We start from the raw sequence: 17,520 nt of genomic DNA on the forward strand, positions 1-17,520 counted from the left end.
TTCAATATAGAGTTGGCTGCAAAGGCTGGGTTGCCATGAATGTCAATAGCAATAGCTTTTAAGTAAAGGGGTCCATCTGTTAACCCTGAAAGGTCGATATTATCAATTGACCAGACGCCATTTTCGATGATTGTTTTAACAAAGATTCGCTGCCCTAAAGTATCGGTTATCCAAACTAAAACCTGTTGGCCATTCTCTAAATTACTAGCTTCACCTGATAGGGAAGTTGAGAGTGATTCTTGTTGGCTAATGATGTGATCGGCATCATTAGCGTTAATAGATAAAACGGCTACAGTATCTTTAGGTACGACGATAGAGGATGTTGCCGAATTACCGGCTAAATCGATAGTTGTTGCTGTAAATGTAATATTGCCATCGACCAAGCTTGATACATTGGCTTTGTCGATGTGCCATACACCTTCAATAACTGTTGTGAGATAGGTTAACTGATTGCCTGCAGTGTCGGTTAGAGTAATCGTAATGGGTTGACCGTTTTCAACGTCATTCACTTTGCCTGAAAAATCCAAACGGTACATTTCAAATCTATTAATATGATCATCACGTCCAGTGATAACGTTAATATCGATTTCGGCAATGATATCAACAGGCATCTTAGCTGAAGCGTTGGTAGGATTGCCCGCTATATCATTAACACTGGCAGTAACGTTTAGCGAACCATCATCGAAGCGGGATAAATCCTGGGGACTGAGTTGCCACACACCGCCATTGACTATGGCTGTTAAGGTCAGGCTATGGCCTAAATTGTCGGTTAGAAATACGGTTACGGTTTGACCGTCTTCAACATTTTTTACTGTACCTTGAATGATAACTTTGGTTATCTCGGTAGCATTGATGACATTGTCATTATCAACAATTTCAACTGTGATGTTTGCAAGAGTATCTTTAACACTAGAATCAAATGCAGGCTCGGCTTGCCCGGGGTATTCAAGAGCTGTAATAATAGCGAGAATTTGCCCATCACTTAAAGTCGATAAATCAATATCATCCAGCTGCCAGCGCTCATTAAATGCAGTGGCCTCAAGGATGATTTGCACGCCGTTGATATCTGTTAATACAATTTGTAGTAGCTCGCCGTCGCGAGCATTGATTGCCATTCCATATAAGTCTACGACTGGCGTTTCAGCTAAATTGATAAACCCATCACCACCATCTAAGATAGTGATAGATAACTTAAGTGGTAAAAAGCTGTCTTGATTGATGCTTGAATTGTCGAAACTATTTCTCAAAGAGTCAGTTGGTACAGCTTGTGTGGTAAACCCTGACTTAGCAATTAAGCTATTATTCTGATTTTGTATAACTTGATAGAAGTAATTTAGCCCTTGATTGGCATCAGTTTGATAATAGGTATTTTCATCTCGTATGTCGATTGCCATGTCTTCTGCTAATAATTTTAGCACTGACTTAGGAATAATAACTTCTTGGTTATCTATGGAGAGAATGACAGGTAACGCAGATGTTAAATCCAACGTATTTATACTAAACTCATAAAAGGGAATGAGCGGTTCCATTTGCGAATCTTCAATAGCAACCCATTGACCATCCGTTAAAACCGCCCAAAATTGATGGCCAATTTTAATATAAAAAATAACGTCAGCTTGACTCATAATTATCCCTTCAAAGCTATCCATAACCTTAGGATTGTTTTGGATATTAAAAAATATCGAAAATCTAGTATTTCAGCATAATCCTCCAGAGTAAAAAATTCAAAGACTAGTTTCTAATCACAGGTTGAAAAAAACAAAAAAGGAAGCGCTAAGCTTCCTTTTTTTTGTGGTATATCAATGGTTTACTTTTCTTCTTTCAACCATTGGGCAGCACGTTTGGCAAAGTATGTCAATACACCGTCAGCTCCAGCACGTTTAAAGCACAGTAATGACTCCATCACGATAGCTTTTTCGGCTAACCAGCCGTTTTGAATAGCAGCCATGTGCATCGCGTATTCGCCACTGACCTGATAAGCAAAAGTCGGTACTGCCAATTCGGTTTTTACGCGGTGAACGATATCAAGATACGGCATACCAGGCTTGACCATTACCATATCAGCGCCTTCTTGAATGTCTAAGGCAACCTCATGTAAGGCTTCATCACTGTTAGCTGGGTCCATTTGATAACTGTGTTTATTGCCACCTTTTAAGTTACCAGCAGAGCCGACCGCATCACGGAAAGGACCATAATAGTTAGACGAATACTTGGCTGAGTAAGCCATAATTTGGGTATTTACATGCCCAGCAGCTTCTAATGCTTTACGTATTTCACCAATTCGGCCATCCATCATATCTGATGGTGCAACAATATCGGCACCGGCTTCAGCATGTGATAAAGCTTGTTTCACCAAAATTTCAGTGGTGATGTCATTTAAGATATAACCTGTGTCATCTATGATGCCGTCTTGACCATGGGTTGTGAAAGGATCTAATGCGATATCGGTCATCACGCCCAACTGGGGGAAGGCATTTTTTAATTCACGCACGGCGCGTTGGACTAAACCATCAGGATTATATGCTTCTTCAGCCATTAATGATTTTTTGTCCGCTGGAGTAACAGGGAATAAAGCGATTAATGGAATTCCAAGCTCAACTAATTCAGCTGCTTCTTTTAGCAGTAAATCGATAGAGAAACGTTCTACACCCGGCATAGAAGCCACTTTTTCGGTGCGTTGCGTACCTTCTAAAATAAACATTGGATAAATCAAGTCATTTACTGTGAGTCTGTTTTCAGACATCAAACGACGGCTAAATTCATGTTTACGCATGCGGCGCATTCTGCGCTGAGGAAAGGCACTAGTAATTATATTCACATTCTACTCCAGGGTTAAGATGCTTCTGATTCGGCCGAGTAAAGGCAGACTTTATTTCTACCACCGCGCTTAGCTAGGTATAGCGCTTTATCAGCTTGGTCTAATAAAATTGTTGGGTGATCATCACTGTCGACAATGGCCACTGAAATTCCGATACTGACGGTAAGAGGAATATCGTGGCTATCCCACTTAATATTTAATACTTCAATGGCTTTACGGATTATTTCGGCAACTTGCATTGCACCATCTTCATCAGTGTTAGGCAAGATGATAGCAAATTCTTCTCCCCCAAAACGTGACACCAGATCGGTTGGACGCTTTAAATTTTCAGACAAGGAGTGGGCGATGATTTGTAATGTATGATCTCCTGCCAAATGGCCATATTGATCATTGATGTTTTTAAACTTATCAATATCCAGCATGAGTAATGCCATCGGGGTTTGTTGGCGTCGACTAATACGCCCTTCGGCAATCAGTCGTCTGTCAAATACACTGCGATTTTTAACCCCAGTTAAACTGTCAATGGTGTTTTGTTCAGTCAGCTTCTGATTGACTTCATTTAATTCACGCAAAGTAATCTCTAGTTCTAAGGTTCGTTCTTGCACCATTTGCTCTAATCGCTCATTCGATTCCGCTTCCGCTTTAAGAGATTCCTCTCGAGTGACCCTTAAACGCTCAGCTTGTTCTAAAGCTTGTTGTTGGATTCTAAGCTTGGCTTTGCGTTCATCGTTATATCGAATAGCAAGCACAGCGGCCATGGTAATGACTTCTAACGTCACCCCCAACATTATTGGTGTTTGTAATGCGATATTAATATCGAATATACCAAGATAAATCCCAGCAGAGAAAATACAGCTGATTAATAAGGTGACTCTACCAAAACCATATAGCCTTGCATTTCGCTGGCCTGCCCATACTTGCATAGCCGCAAATATGGTTAAAATGACGCACACTAAGGTGACGAAATAAATCAGTAGCTGAATTGCGATACGGTATGAAATGAAAGGCAATATGAATGCCAAAGCGAAAGAGATCGCTGCAAGTATGCGACATGCTCGCAGCATTTGCAGGTTATGGTACTTCAGCAATAATACTTTTTCGGTGAACATTAAATTGAACCCCATTACCATCGGGATGATAAAGGGAATAATCACATTTTGAATATGTGGCCAATCGGGCCATAAATACCGAAATGATACACCGTAAATCGTCGCCATCAGTAATGCTAAACTGAGTACATAACCACTATAGTAACTGAAACTGAATGAGCCTGATGCTAGGGCGATAAATAGACTGAACACCCCAATAGCGACCAGAAAGCCAATCTGTAAACCATGATTAAGGTTCTGGGTTTCAATTACTTGAGTTAAGTCATTCGGAGACCACAACACCAACGGTAAATTCAAGCTGCCATTGGAGTCAATTTTGAGTAGGAATTGATGTGTTTCACCGGGTTTAAGTGCAAAAGGAAACAAAAAGGTGTTGCTTTGTAGAGGCCTATTTTCAAACGCTAAGGAGTCACCCATTTGGGTACTAGCGACCAGAGAGCCATTAATTTTATGGTATAAAACGATGCTATCCAATAAAGGGTTATCTAAAGCAAGAATACGGGTTTGAAAGTCATCTGGTGAATATATACTGAAACGAAGCCACATGTCTTTGACACCGATGACTTGGGTGTCTTTACGGGTGACTTTTCGCCATGTTGATGCTGGTTGCTGCTCTAGAGTAGGTAAATCTTTTATGTCATTTTGAGTTTGAATAAACAACCAATCGGTCAATTTGATTTGAGTGATAGAACTATTGCTTAAGCGCACAGCGGGCTGATTTTGGTTAGCGGCAGCATGTGCTTGGCAAATAAGTACCCAGCCTAATATGACTAATACTAATCCAAACAACAATTTTGGTTGATAACTCGCATGGCTAATTAAGCGCATTATTTCTTGCCTGAAATCGTCGAGGGTAAATTAAAAAATACGCGGCTATTTTGATAACAGTGTTGGGCAAGCTCAGTATAATCTTGACTACGAAGTTTCGCCATCGACTCGACAATATAGGGGAGATATTGCGGTAAGTTTTTACTGGATTTAGGTTTGGGCCGCATACTTCTAGGCAGCAGGTAAGGGGCGTCTGTTTCGACCATAATACGGTTATTTGGAATGTACTTCACTAGATCCGCTAAGGCTTGGCCTCGGCGTTCATCACAAATCCAACCCGTAATACCAATATATAAATTTTCCGCTAAACAAGCATCTAACTCAGCTTTTGTACCTGTAAAACAATGTAAAACTGCGTTAGGTAAATCGGCTCTGTACTGGTTTACTATTGCGATAAAATCATCGTGAGCATCACGACAATGCATATAAACCGGCATCTGCAGCTCACAGGCTATTTCCAGTTGGGCACTAAAGGCTTGTCGTTGTTTATCGCGCGGAGAAAAGTCACGATTGTAATCTAAGCCGCATTCGCCAATGGCAACCACCGAGGATTGTTTTGCAAGTTGCTTTAACGTATCAGCACTTGCATGAGTCCATTGACTGGCATAGTGAGGGTGAACCCCAGTAGTGCAAAATAACTGCGAAGGATATTGCTCGCATAAGCTTATCGCTTGACGGCTTTCATCAAGCTCACTGCCTATAACGATCAAAGGCGAAACATGTTGTTTCGCCGCTTGCTCGATAATGTCGCCGCATTTGTCTATCAAACTCGGGCTGAGTAGATTGACGGCAATATCAATGTGCTGGGTCATTAATAGTTTATTTTAAGCGCTTAACTCTAGTGGTCGAGTTGCGATCATCGGTTCCGAGTATGAATGAACTCAATGCCCCTTTTTCAATATAGATTGTTTGACCTTTATTGAGTTTATAGCGATCGCTTTCGGTTTGTTTCCAAACTTGACCATTGTTTAGTGTAATGATGAATGCGCCATAGGGATCTTTAGTTACTGCTGCAACTTCAAAATATAATTTACCGAGATCTTCCTCGACAGTTTTTTGTAAACCAAAATCTGCGACAGGATTTTGTGGTACTGAACTTGCTACAGGCACGGCGTTGCTTTGAACTGCCGGCGCAGTTATGGCTGTTGCTGCCACAGCTTGGGTCGGCGCGGTTGTTTGAACCGCAACCGCAGGTAATGTTACGGCAACGGCATGGCCATTTGCATTAGCTTGCTGCACTTTGGCAGCTAAATCATCAAAACAAATTAGGCGGTCAAGCTTATCGCTTTTAACCGCACAAATTGAAAGTTGTTGTTCTAATCCGGTGTTTGCTTGTGCCGTAGTCGATGCCACAATAAGGGCTGCTGAAATCCAAGTTAAGCGCATGATTTATTCCTTGTTATTATTAACTAATCACTTGTTGCATTAAGGATTAGTTATTGGCGTGCTCGTTGTCTGGCACATCTTCTTCGTCGTCATCTTTGGGTGTATACAATTTAGCCGCTAATAAACCGCCTTCAAACAGCAGTAGCATAGGAATGGCTAACATAGTTTGGGAGATGATATCAGGAGGAGTAAGCAACATGCCAATAACAAATGCGCCAACAACAATATATGGGCGTTTTTCTTTTAATTCAGCAGGTGTTGTGACCCCAGCCCAACAAAGTAATACCACAGCAACTGGAATTTCAAACGCTAAACCGAAGGCGAAAAACAGTTTTAAGATAAAGCTTAAATAACTGCTGATATCGGTTGCAACTTGCACGCCTTCAGGTGCGACACTAGTGAAAAATCCAAACACCACGGGAAACACTACGTAATACGCAAAAGCGATACCTAAGTAAAACAAAAAGGTACTACTGGCTAATAACGGCACAACGAGACGTTTTTCATGCTTGTATAAGCCTGGTGCAACAAAAGACCAGATTTGAAAGAGCACGTATGGTATCGCCACAAAAAATGACAAAACTAATGTCAGTTTAAATGGGGCAAAAAACGGGGCAGCAACATCGGTTGCAATCATGCTACCCGTTTCAGGCAAAGACTGCATTAGCGGTAACGCGACGTAATGATAGATATCGTTCGCCCAATATACAGTGGCAATAAAAACCAGTAAAACACTGCCGATTGCTTTTAGTAATTTGGTACGTAATTCTAGCAAATGGCTAATAAGCGGTTGCTGCTGCGACATGAATTATCCGTTGGATTTAGTTGAACTAGAGTTGCTAGTATCTGATAAAGATTTAGCGGCCTCATCGGCAGGTTTTTCTACTGCAGGTGCAGTGGGTGCAGATGTTTGCGTCGGGTTATTGTCTTCGACCTGATAAGGGCGATTAACCGACTGGGCTGCTTGTTTTAGCTCGTCAATTGACTGCTGTAATTCAGGTGATAAATTTGATAAACCTTTGCTTTCCGCTTTTTTTAAGTCGGCATGCAATTGTTCAATCTTAAGCTCTTGCTCAAGTTCATCTTTCACTGAATTTGCCATGCGTTTTATGGCACGGATCCATCCTGTAATTGAACGTACTGCAACAGGTAAACGTTCAGGGCCGAGAACAACCAGCCCTAAAATACCTATTAGCAGCAGCTCCATAAAGCCGATACCGTCAAACATAATAAATTACGCCTGTTCTTTGTCCTTAGACTCAGGTTTCTTTTCAGTCGCCTGCTGTGAGGTTTGTGCTGTTTGCGCAGTGGTATCTTCTAATGATTTCTTTTCATCTTCAGATGACATGGCGTTTTTAAACCCTTTTACCGCGCCGCCTAAATCACCACCTAATGAACGTAGTTTTTTAGTGCCGAATAATAGAACAACGATAAGCGCTATGATTAAAAGCTGCCAAATACTGATGCCGCCCATGGGATTTCCTCTTTAAATATAAATGGTGTCTTGTTTCACAAAACTTAAAAAACCATTATAAGGTCAATTTATTTAAGTATTATGAACTTCTAATAAATTAGTGCTAGCTAAAATTTACGATTCTTTGGCCTAGATCGCCATCCTGCTATCCATAAAATACTGCCAGCACAGATACAAGTGTAAGCGGGCCATAGTGTAGCGCTTTGATTGAATAATATTGTGCCACAGATCAACAAAACAGCAGAAGTGATAAGCAAGTAGTTACTTTTGTGAGACTTTTGTTGGTAGCGTAAGTACTTATCAAGCATTTGTTGTTGAGTACCCAATAACTTACGGCCAACTTTTAGGTTGTCATAAATTAACTCAGGTAATTCAGGTAGCATGTCTGCCCAATATGGTGCATTCGTTTTAACTTTATTAAACATGGCTTTAGGGCCAACTTGCTCTGCCATCCAGTTTTCTAAAAAGGGCTTAGCGGTTTGCCATAAATCAAGCTGAGGATATAACTGCCTGCCTAGCCCTTCGATATACAATAACGTTTTTTCAAGTAACACCAGTTGAGGCTGCACTACAATGTCAAAATGACGGGCGGTTCTAAACAGCTCTAACAACACATGGCCAAATGAGATTTCATCAAGGGGCTTATTAAACATAGGCTCACAAACCACTTTCACAGCTTGTTCAAATGCCAACACATCTGTGTGTTCTGATACCCAACCCGATTCAATATAAAGCTGGGCAATTCTATGGTAATCGCGATTAAAAAAAGCCAAAAAGTTTTCAGCAAGATAGCGTTTGTCCACCTCGGTTAAGGTCCCCATAATGCCGCAGTCTAACCCAATGTAATAAGGGTTTTCAGGGTGTTCTGTACTGATAAAAATGTTACCTGGATGCATGTCTGCATGGAAAAAATTATCTCTAAACACCTGAGTGAAAAATAGCTCAACGCCGCGTTCAGCAAGCAATTTAAAGTTGGTACCTTGGGCGCGAAGTGCTGCGGTGTCGGATACGGGAATGCCATACACACGCTCCATCACCATCAAACGTTGATAACAATGTTCTTCATATACATAAGGTACATAAAGCGCATCTGAATCTAAAAAGTTGTTTCTCAGTTTTGTGGCGTTGAGCGCTTCTAGTTTGAGGTTTAGCTCCCCCAAAATCGTGGTGCGATAATCATCAATGACCTCAGCAGGGCGAAGGCGATTACCTTCACCTAGCAAACGTTCTAATAGATTAGCGGTTTGCATCATAAGCTGTAAATCAGCATTAATGTTGGCTTCAACATTAGGTCGTAATACTTTTAAGACGACTTCTTTGCCGTTTGATTTTAAGGTTGCGGTATGCACCTGAGAGATAGAGGCACTGGCAAGCGGGGTGTCTTCAAAGTGATCGAATAGGTTTTCGATTGGCTCGCCAAGGGCTGTTTCAATTGCCTCGCGGGCCAAGGCTGAATCAAATGGCGGTACGCGATCTTGCAGCATTGCAAGTTGATACGCCCATTCGTCGTCCAATAAATCACGTCGAGTTGACAGCATTTGGCCTAGTTTTATATAAACCGGCCCCAGCTCTTGCATGGCAAGCTTTAAGCGTTCAGCTGGTTTTTTATCTTTATGGCGGTTGCGTAACCAGAAAAAACACATGCGCAATAATTTGAAGTACCAGGGCGTTTTGTGTCGAGGTAATAAATCATCAAGGCCGAAGTTGAGTACGGTTTTAATGACATGGTAACCACGCCTAATACTAGCAATTGTCATGAGGGTAATTTTTCTCTTAATTTGGCAATACGCGCAGCGACAGCATCGGTTTGCGTGACAAGTTGTTCTAGGTTATCACGAAAGTGCAGATAATCTATTTTGTGTGGTGCAAGACGATACTCTTCAGTGGTGAGTTGGCTAAGATGAGAGCGGGTTTTGATCAACACTGATTTTAAATCCTGTCCCAACTGCTGCGTGGTGGTCAGTAATTTATGGGTTGGGGCATCGCCGATATAACGGGATAAAGGTTCAGCAAAATCAAATTCAATATGCTGAATAAAATGGCTAAAGGTTTGCAGTAGTTGGATGTCGCCATCAATACTGAGCTTATCCTGTTTGATTAGCTCAGTCAGATTAGCGCCTTCACGAAGTTTATTTAGGGTCGACGCATCGGCATTAACAGTCACCGCAACATCACCCTCAAATTGGGTCATTACCTGAATTTTTTTAGCAAAAATAAAATACAGTGGCCAAGACAGTTGGGTGAGTTGAATGCAGAACACTTTGCCGTGTAAACTTTTCAAACGGGTATAATCTTGTTGTGCGTGCGTCGGCAGTTTAGCTAATGCTGTTTCGATAGCCGCACAGGTAAACAAGGCAAAGTGATTTACGCTCATTAGAACTTATAACCTCTGTGTAGAGCGACAACACCGTCAGTCATGTTGGTGTAATCGACTTGCTCTAGGCCTGCATCGATCATCATTTGTTTGAGGGTTTCTTGATCCGGATGCATGCGAATAGATTCTGCTAAATACTCGTAACTGTCAGCATCTTGTGTGATTAACGCGCCCATTTTAGGTAATACTTTAAAGCTGTAAAGGTCGTAAACTTTACGCATAATTTCATGCTGCGGCTTAGAAAATTCAAGCACTAATAATTTTCCACCAGGTTTTAATACGCGTTGCATTGAACGCAATGCTGCATCTTTATCGGTAACGTTACGTAAACCAAATGCGATGGTGATAATATCAAAATGATTATCAGGAAAAGGCAGCGCTTCGGCATTGGCTTGCACGTAGCTAACGTTGCTCACTATGCCTTTGTCGCGCAATTTTGTACGACCGACTTTCAACATAGAATCATTAATATCAGCTAGTACCACTTGGCCTGTATCGCCGACAAGGTGCGAAAACTTAGCGGTTAAATCACCGGTGCCGCCGGCTAAATCTAATACTTTCATGCCTGGGCGTGCCGCGGCAACCTCAATCGTGTGACGTTTCCAGAAGCGATGTACACCAAACGACATCACGTCGTTCATAATGTCATATTTTGCTGCAACAGAATGAAATACATCCGCAACGAGATCGGCTTTCTTTTCAGCCTCTACGGTTTTGTAGCCAAAGTGGGTGTTTTTTGATTCGCCCTCAGACATGGGTATATTCCTATAATGTGCGATAATTAATTGCTAGTTTATGCCATTGTTGTAACTTGCAACATCACCTAAACGCGAGAGTGTGATAACAATCAAGCCGATAATATGTGATACGTAACCTTAGCGTAATAAGACCATAGTTAAATCGTGATGCCAATTGCAGCAAAGTAGAGCATAATTTTGCCCCGCATTAGAGCATAATATTGACATGAAAATCTACTCTGCCATGGTGGCCACCTAGATAAAGTGCCCGACCAAGTAAGGCTTAGGTTAACTCAGTCTTGCTTGTCTGCCTTGTATGTAACTATAAATCAATTCGCTTATGCCCTGCCCAACATCTCGATACCCCGCACTGAGGCCAGCCTCGTGACACTGAGGCGCAGCTTCAGCCAAATGTAAGTAAGCACACTCACATTGTTTCGCTACGCGATAAACATAATGACAGGCGTCTAAAAGAGGCACACCAGCAAAAGTGGATGCACTGCTTGGCATTTTTGTAATGGCATCAACATCCAGTTCTAAGCCTACAGGCAAATTGGTGTTGTTTAGTTCTTGGCATATTTGGCTAAGCGCGCTATCTAAACTGATTTCACGACGTACCCAAATTTGTTGAAAAGTGTGCCAGCTAGCCCCAAATAAGCTCAATTGTTCCAACGTTGCCTCGCTGTTTTTGAGCTCATGTAACCCTAAAATATGATAATGGTCTAGCGCTCCATTGGCTGCAGCATAACTAAAGCCATTGCCGCTGTGTCTGCCTTCACGAGGTCTAAAGTCACTGTGTGGGTCAAGATTGACAGCCGCCATAGGTTGATTGAATGTTTGCTTGGCTGCGGTGAGTAATCCAAAAGCATTGTTATGCCCGCCACCAATGACGATGGGTTCTAAACCCGCAGCAAAAATTTGGCTCAGGAAGGTGATAACTTGAAGGTCTAACGCTGCGGTCGCATGGCGTAAGGCTGCTGTGTCGGCGTTATCGGCAATCAAATTGTCAGGGCTAATGATGCCAATAACAACACACAGATCCCCCTGACAAAAACGATTTGACTGTAAATTAGCAAACTGGCTGATGCTGGGGGTAAAGGCATCATCTGATCCACCTCTGCCTAAGTTTGCGCGCGGACCAATATCTTCACTTATGCCAATAATGGCAAATTTTGCCCCTTGCTCAGCGGCATGCTTGAGTGCAGAAGAGATGTCATCGTGCTTTATAGATGCTTTATCTAAAAACAGAAATTGCTCACCCAGCTTTGTTTCGCCATCTCGACGGTTAACTAATGATGCGAAATCAGCTTTGTTAAACATAGTTAGCATTGGCATACCTTCAAATTGACCTTGGCAGAGACAAAAAAAGCCAGCAATGCTGGCTTTTTAATAGCTTATAACTTAGTCGATATCTAGTGGTTCAGGTGATAAAATTACGCCAGTATTATCGGCATAAATATGATCGCCTGGTAAGAAAGTCACCCCACCAAAGTTCACTGGAATTTCCACTTCGCCAACGCTATTGCTGTCTGCACCGACAGGAATAGAAGCAATGGCTTGAATACCGATATCTAGCTCTTCTAATGCATCAACATCGCGGACCGTACCGTAAATGATGATACCTTCCCAGTTGTTAGCAACAGCAATTTCAGCAATGCTGGCATCCAGTAATGCACGGCGTAATGAGCCGCCACCATCAACCAACAAGACTTTTCCTTCGCCATCTTCTTGTAACACTTCGGCAATTAAACCGTTATCTTCAAAGCATTTAATGGTGCTAATTGAGCCGCCGAAAGAGCTGCAACCACCATAATTACTGAACATTGGTTCGACAACGTCGACCACATCGATATACATGTCGCACAGTTCTGAGGTGTTGTATTCCATAGATAACTCCTAATGGCTGCAATAGGTTCATTGCACTGGATTAATTGCTATTAAAGGCAAAGTTAAATGAATTATATGGGGTTTTTTTTAAATTAAAAGCGTTATTCGTCACGACCTTGTTGCAAATCTAATTAGAATGATAATACTATATATAGAACGCAATGATTTGTTTTGAGAACAATAGCATATTTTGGAGTTTATTTACTTTAAAATTTAACTATTTACCCATCAACTATAGATCATGATCACTAAAATACGTTTATAAATTACTAACACAGCTAGCAACTTGTTAACATATCAGTGGTTTTTAGCATCAGTTTATTTTATTTATTTGCTTTAGGGGCACGGATCCCTCGTTACGCTTACGGATGGCAGAGAGCCTTAAAGAGGTTCTTATGGAAAGTACGAATATGATTGAAATATTAGGCTATGTTGCTTCTGTTATGGTTGCAATTTCGTTAATGATGAAAGATATCATCATGTTACGTTGGTTAAACTTTGTAGGTTGTGGTTTGTTTGCTGCGTATGGATATGCTATCGATGCATGGCCAGTTGCCGGGATGAATGCGTTTGTGGCGGGGATTAATATTTATCACTTAGTGAAAATTTATCGCACTAAGACCCCTGAAGTACAAGTCGCCTCTGCCTAAGTACTATTGCATAATGCTCACCCTTACTTGTTAACTCGAACAACTAAGGGTGAATGATTCACCTCATTTATCCTCTTAACTTATACTCTTCATTCACCTTCTTTCCATCATCTTCTGTCTTGTCATAAAAGCTTCGAATAATTGTCACTTTGTAGTCATTGGATCTGACTAATCTGCAAATAGGTAAAACTGCGGGCATGACGCGAAGGGAGTGGCAATGAATTTGATTAGCAAAGTCGATCAATACCTGTTTTATTCCATTATTGATTTTACACGTAAACAACAACTCTCAACGGCGGTGCTGAAAGTTTCCTCAACAGGTGACGGTCATTGGTATGTATATATTTCAGTGACAATGTTGCTGATACACGGGCAAGGACAGCAGTTTTTTAATCTATTGCTACTGAGTTTCATCATTGAATTCCCGCTTTATCTTATATTTAAAAATGCAATTCGTCGTCAACGTCCTTGTTATGCATTGGTCGATTTTAATTGCCAATTCGAACCGTCGGATAAATTCAGCTTACCGTCAGGTCACACTGCAGGGGCGTTTGTCGTGGCCAGTGTGATTCATATTTGTTTTCCGGTTTTTGCCCCTTTGGCTTATTTATGGGCGCTGGCCGTTGGCTTATCCCGTATCGCATTAGGTGTGCATTATCCGTTAGATATTGTTGCAGGGATGGGATTAGGCATGGGCTCGGTAATGTTAGCTCAACGAATTGTGTAATAGGGATCTAAAACATGAAAATCCTTTACGGGGTACAAGGCACTGGAAATGGTCACATTAGTCGCGCACGCGTAATGGCCAAGGCGATGAAAAACAGAAACATTGAGGTCGATTTTCTCTTTAGTGGCAGGCCTGAAGAGCATTATTTTGATATGCAGGAGTTTGGTGATTACCAGGTGCGCAAAGGTCTATCATTTGTGACAGAAAGTGGCCGCATTAATTTGCTTAAAACCGCTCAAAATAGTGTCAGCCGATCAATATTTAACGAGGTTAAACAATTGGATGTGCGGGACTATGATCTGGTGCTAAATGATTTTGAACCTGTAACCGCTTGGGCTGCAAAGCAGCAGGGGGTTAAATCCATTTCAATTAGTCATCAAGCAGCATTGCAATATCCGGTTCCTAAACAAGGTGGCAGCTGGTTGGATGAGGTGATCCTCAATCATTTTGCTCCCACAGATATTGCTTTAGGTTGCCACTGGCACCATTTTGGCTGCCCTATATTACCGCCATTTGTTGAAGTGGATGAGGCATCGTCGCAATTTTGCCATCAAATATTGGTGTATCTACCGTTTGAAAATGCCGATGATATAGCAGAGTTTTTAAAGCCGTTTGATGATTACCAATTTTTTGTTTACCACAGTGTCAAACCGATTAAGCCTTTGCCTGAACATATTCAATGGCATGGGTTTAGCCGAGATGGCTTTAAGCAGCATTTGTCACAGTGCGGTGGTGTAATGGCTAATGCAGGATTTGAACTGGCCAGTGAAGCAATGGCATTAGGTAAAAAGCTGTTAGTAAAACCGCTGATAGGGCAGTTTGAACAATCGGCAAATGTGGCTGCGTTAGAGTTACTCGCCGCGGCAGACTGTATGCAAACATTGGACAATGCCAAACTTACTCGTTGGTTAAAAGCGCCATCACCAGAAGCAATCCATTATCCAAAAGTAGGGGACGCTTTAGTCGATTGGTTAACAATAGGCGAATGGCAGCAACCACAACAGTTGTGTGATCAGCTATGGTCGCAGGTTGAATTACCGGAAAATTGGCGTAAACGTCAGTAAAATAGTGTCATTGCAGATAAAAAATAAGCCCAGAGTGTAATGCACTTTGAGCTTATTTTTTGAGTATGGTTTTTAAGGTTTTAAGGTTTTAAGGTTTTAAGAATGACGGCTATGGAGAATCTCTAATAATTCGTCTTCATATTCAAAACGAGACTCCATAGCTTGAGCAAGCTGTGCTAAATCTTTATCAAGTTGATAAAGAACTTTATCGTCTTCAGATTCAGTATATTTGTCATTAAAATCAAGCGCAGTATCGGTGCTGTCACTGATTTTGGGCAGCAAGCTTTGGGCAATAGCTTTACTCTCTGGGCCGTGAGTCGCACATTCACTGACTACGCGATCATAAACTTCAAAATGCCCCTCAGAAACATAATCAACTAACTGGGCACAAAACTCTTGGACGTCGTTGATGCTAGGTAAGCTTTTTTCTGCACGGGTATAAGGAGCCAGTCCGGCGAGGGTAAAATATTGGATAAGCAATTTACGACGATGGGTTAACCATTGATCGATTAATTTATTGGCGCCACCCCAACGTTGTTCTGCTTTTTCGAGCTGTGTAAGCATGTTGATGCCCTTAACTTGCTATCTTACAATATTACCTACTGTATTGGACAAGTACTCAGTTGATCAACTGTTTTATGCTTTATTTATCAAAGGACAAACCAGCTTAATTTAATTCACCTTAGATTTAAAATAAAAAACCCAGCGATAGTAGACTATCACTGGGTAAATAAGCTTTTAAGGGCTCGATAAATCGAGCTTCTTGATTGTTCTTGCTAGCGCATACTTTTTATACCAAACGCACACTCGTGGTGCAACTAATAATCGATGTTATGTGTTTTTGAAATCATTTTTGCTGTTTTTGTGAGCGAAATTTGAGGTGTTTTCACATTTTTAGCAACAGATTTAGGATTAGCTCACATAAATATCGCATAAGTGGTTACATTAATCGCGTAAGTGCTAAACTACCGCCCTGCAAAATTCATAACAATCTAGGAAAATAGCCCCCATGGCAGAACTAAAGAATGATCGTTATTTACGTGCTTTATTAAAACAACCTGTAGACAGAACGCCAGTATGGATGATGCGTCAAGCAGGTCGTTATCTTCCAGAATATAAAGCAACCCGTGCTGAAGCCGGTGACTTTATGTCTCTTTGTAAGAACCAAGATCTAGCGTGTGAAGTAACTTTGCAGCCTTTACGCCGCTATGACTTAGATGCCGCTATTCTTTTCTCAGACATCTTAACTGTGCCAGATGCAATGGGCTTAGGTTTGTATTTTGAAACTGGCGAAGGCCCACGTTTCCAGCGCCCAACTGACACTATCGATGCAATCAAAAAGCTTTGCGTGCCAGATCCAGAAGATGAGCTAGGCTATGTAATGCGTGCTGTAAGCACCATTCGTCGTGAGCTGAAAGGCGAAGTACCATTAATTGGGTTCTCTGGTTCTCCTTGGACACTTGCCACGTATATGGTTGAAGGTGGCTCAAGCAAAACTTTCGAAAAAATTAAGAAAATGGCTTACGAAGAGCCAGCAACATTACACATGTTGTTAGATAAATTAGCTGATTCAGTTATTTTATATCTAAACGCACAAGTAGCTAACGGTGCTCAATCGTTAATGATTTTCGATTCTTGGGGCGGTGCGCTATCTCACCACGCTTACCGTGAGTTTTCATTACGCTACATGCAGAAAATCGTTGATGGCTTAACCCGTGAAGCTGAAGGTCGTACAGTACCGGTAACCTTATTCACTAAAGGTGGCGGTTTATGGTTAGAAGCAATGGCTGAAACCGGCTGTGATGCGTTAGGCTTAGACTGGACTGTTGATATTGGTGATGCACGTCGTCGCGTAGGGCACAAAGTGGCTTTACAAGGCAATATGGATCCATCAGTACTATATGCTTCACCTGCACGTATTCGTCAAGAAGTAGAACAGATTCTTGCGTCTTACGGTGAAGGTACTGGCCATGTATTTAACTTAGGCCATGGTATTCACCAGCATGTTAATCCTGAGCACGCTGGCGCATTTATCAACTCAGTTAACGAGCTATCTGTTAAATACCATAAGTAAACTTCTGGTTATCATTAGATAGCTTCAAGAATACTAAAGAAAAAGCGAACCATATTATGGTTCGTTTTTTTATGGCTAAATTTTGACTAAGGGTTGTTATCACTATTCCCTGATTAAACTTATTCATGGTTGCAGTCACGTAATTGGGGTGAGGGTTTCATCCATCAAATACGATTTATTTTTAAGCTGTAATTTGTCTTAAAATAACCTCATGCAAGAGTATTATGCAGTTGACTCATCTATGGTAGTGGCCAAATGTCAGTTTATCGGTCGCCATAGTCATATTGGTAAGGTTGATGAAAAATACATTCGTCTCACGTTATTTTTCCGTCATATAACCAGCTTATTCCGTGTTGAATGTAGTCCGTTGGATTATTCACGCTATTGAAGTG

At 41.4% G+C, this 17,520-nt stretch carries 18 protein-coding genes and 1 pseudogene; 5 read left to right on the forward strand and 14 right to left on the reverse strand.

Annotated elements, in window-relative coordinates; genetic code table 11:
- The 13 genes and pseudogenes from NE535_RS09365 to rraA all read right to left on the reverse strand — a co-directional run.
- Positions 1 to 1,625: pseudogene (locus tag NE535_RS09365) on the reverse strand (hypothetical protein); the annotation flags it as partial.
- Between the two features lie 182 nt (positions 1,626 to 1,807).
- Positions 1,808 to 2,818 (reverse strand): porphobilinogen synthase, encoded by a 1,011-nt coding sequence (gene hemB / locus NE535_RS09370; protein WP_261298380.1) that lies wholly within the window; start codon positions 2,816 to 2,818, stop codon positions 1,808 to 1,810.
- A 14-nt stretch (positions 2,819 to 2,832) separates the two neighbouring features.
- Positions 2,833 to 4,755: a sensor domain-containing diguanylate cyclase gene (locus tag NE535_RS09375; RefSeq protein WP_261298381.1), complete on the reverse strand. Its 1,923-nt coding sequence runs from the start codon at positions 4,753 to 4,755 to the stop codon at positions 2,833 to 2,835.
- Entirely contained in the window at positions 4,755 to 5,567 is an 813-nt protein-coding gene (locus tag NE535_RS09380) for a TatD family hydrolase (RefSeq protein WP_261298382.1), read from the reverse strand. Before NE535_RS09380 ends, NE535_RS09375 begins: the two co-directional genes overlap by 1 nt.
- 7 nt (positions 5,568 to 5,574) lie before the next feature.
- Complete coding sequence (locus NE535_RS09385) at positions 5,575 to 6,141, reverse strand: hypothetical protein (RefSeq protein ID WP_261298383.1); 567 nt, start codon at positions 6,139 to 6,141, stop codon at positions 5,575 to 5,577.
- Between the two features lie 46 nt (positions 6,142 to 6,187).
- Positions 6,188 to 6,946 (reverse strand): twin-arginine translocase subunit TatC, encoded by a 759-nt coding sequence (gene tatC / locus NE535_RS09390; RefSeq protein ID WP_261298384.1) that lies wholly within the window; start codon positions 6,944 to 6,946, stop codon positions 6,188 to 6,190.
- Positions 6,947 to 6,949: 3 nt separating this feature from the next.
- The gene (tatB, locus tag NE535_RS09395) at positions 6,950 to 7,369 is read right to left on the reverse strand and encodes a Sec-independent protein translocase protein TatB (RefSeq protein WP_261298385.1); all 420 of its coding nucleotides are present in this window, start codon (positions 7,367 to 7,369) and stop codon (positions 6,950 to 6,952) included.
- Positions 7,370 to 7,375: 6 nt separating this feature from the next.
- Positions 7,376 to 7,615 carry a Sec-independent protein translocase subunit TatA gene (tatA, locus tag NE535_RS09400; RefSeq protein WP_261298386.1) on the reverse strand — a complete coding sequence of 80 codons (240 nt, stop codon included), beginning with the start codon at positions 7,613 to 7,615 and terminating at the stop codon, positions 7,376 to 7,378.
- A gap of 107 nt (positions 7,616 to 7,722) precedes the next feature.
- Entirely contained in the window at positions 7,723 to 9,372 is a 1,650-nt protein-coding gene (gene ubiB, locus NE535_RS09405) for a ubiquinone biosynthesis regulatory protein kinase UbiB (protein ID WP_261298387.1), read from the reverse strand.
- Complete coding sequence (locus NE535_RS09410; RefSeq protein ID WP_261298388.1) at positions 9,369 to 9,989, reverse strand: ubiquinone biosynthesis accessory factor UbiJ; 621 nt, start codon at positions 9,987 to 9,989, stop codon at positions 9,369 to 9,371. The genes ubiB and NE535_RS09410 overlap by 4 nt, the downstream gene beginning before the upstream one ends.
- The gene (gene ubiE, locus NE535_RS09415) at positions 9,989 to 10,744 is read right to left on the reverse strand and encodes a bifunctional demethylmenaquinone methyltransferase/2-methoxy-6-polyprenyl-1,4-benzoquinol methylase UbiE (protein WP_261298389.1); all 756 of its coding nucleotides are present in this window, start codon (positions 10,742 to 10,744) and stop codon (positions 9,989 to 9,991) included. The genes NE535_RS09410 and ubiE overlap by 1 nt, the downstream gene beginning before the upstream one ends.
- A 270-nt stretch (positions 10,745 to 11,014) precedes the next feature.
- On the reverse strand, positions 11,015 to 12,061 hold the full coding sequence (locus tag NE535_RS09420; RefSeq protein WP_261298390.1) for a formimidoylglutamase: 1,047 nt from the start codon (positions 12,059 to 12,061) through the stop codon (positions 11,015 to 11,017).
- A gap of 66 nt (positions 12,062 to 12,127) precedes the next feature.
- Entirely contained in the window at positions 12,128 to 12,613 is a 486-nt protein-coding gene (rraA, locus tag NE535_RS09425) for a ribonuclease E activity regulator RraA (RefSeq protein WP_261298391.1), read from the reverse strand.
- Positions 12,614 to 13,008: 395 nt separating this feature from the next.
- Between rraA and NE535_RS09430 the strand changes: the two genes are divergently transcribed.
- The 3 genes from NE535_RS09430 to NE535_RS09440 all read left to right on the forward strand — a co-directional run bounded on the left by NE535_RS09430 (position 13,009) and on the right by NE535_RS09440 (position 15,054).
- Positions 13,009 to 13,263: a uroporphyrinogen decarboxylase gene (locus tag NE535_RS09430; RefSeq protein WP_261298392.1), complete on the forward strand. Its 255-nt coding sequence runs from the start codon at positions 13,009 to 13,011 to the stop codon at positions 13,261 to 13,263.
- A 217-nt stretch (positions 13,264 to 13,480) separates the two neighbouring features.
- A complete protein-coding gene (locus NE535_RS09435; RefSeq protein ID WP_261298393.1) occupies positions 13,481 to 13,990 on the forward strand; it encodes a phosphatase PAP2 family protein in 510 nt (169 codons plus the stop codon).
- A 14-nt stretch (positions 13,991 to 14,004) separates the two neighbouring features.
- Complete coding sequence (locus NE535_RS09440; RefSeq protein WP_261298394.1) at positions 14,005 to 15,054, forward strand: MJ1255/VC2487 family glycosyltransferase; 1,050 nt, start codon at positions 14,005 to 14,007, stop codon at positions 15,052 to 15,054.
- Positions 15,055 to 15,150: 96 nt separating this feature from the next.
- Here the strand turns inward: NE535_RS09440 and rsd are convergent, their stop codons facing one another.
- Positions 15,151 to 15,618, reverse strand: coding sequence for a sigma D regulator (rsd, locus tag NE535_RS09445; RefSeq protein WP_261298395.1), 468 nt, complete (start codon positions 15,616 to 15,618; stop codon positions 15,151 to 15,153).
- 445 nt (positions 15,619 to 16,063) lie between these two features.
- On the opposite strand from rsd, the gene hemE reads away from it, so the two are divergent.
- Positions 16,064 to 17,128, forward strand: coding sequence for a uroporphyrinogen decarboxylase (hemE, locus tag NE535_RS09450; protein ID WP_261298396.1), 1,065 nt, complete (start codon positions 16,064 to 16,066; stop codon positions 17,126 to 17,128).
- A gap of 211 nt (positions 17,129 to 17,339) precedes the next feature.
- The gene (locus NE535_RS09455) at positions 17,340 to 17,516 is read left to right on the forward strand and encodes a hypothetical protein (RefSeq protein ID WP_261298397.1); all 177 of its coding nucleotides are present in this window, start codon (positions 17,340 to 17,342) and stop codon (positions 17,514 to 17,516) included.
- Positions 17,517 to 17,520: the final 4 nt, after the last annotated feature.

Source organism: Shewanella holmiensis, from assembly GCF_025370255.1.
Lineage (GTDB): Bacteria > Pseudomonadota > Gammaproteobacteria > Enterobacterales > Shewanellaceae > Shewanella > Shewanella holmiensis.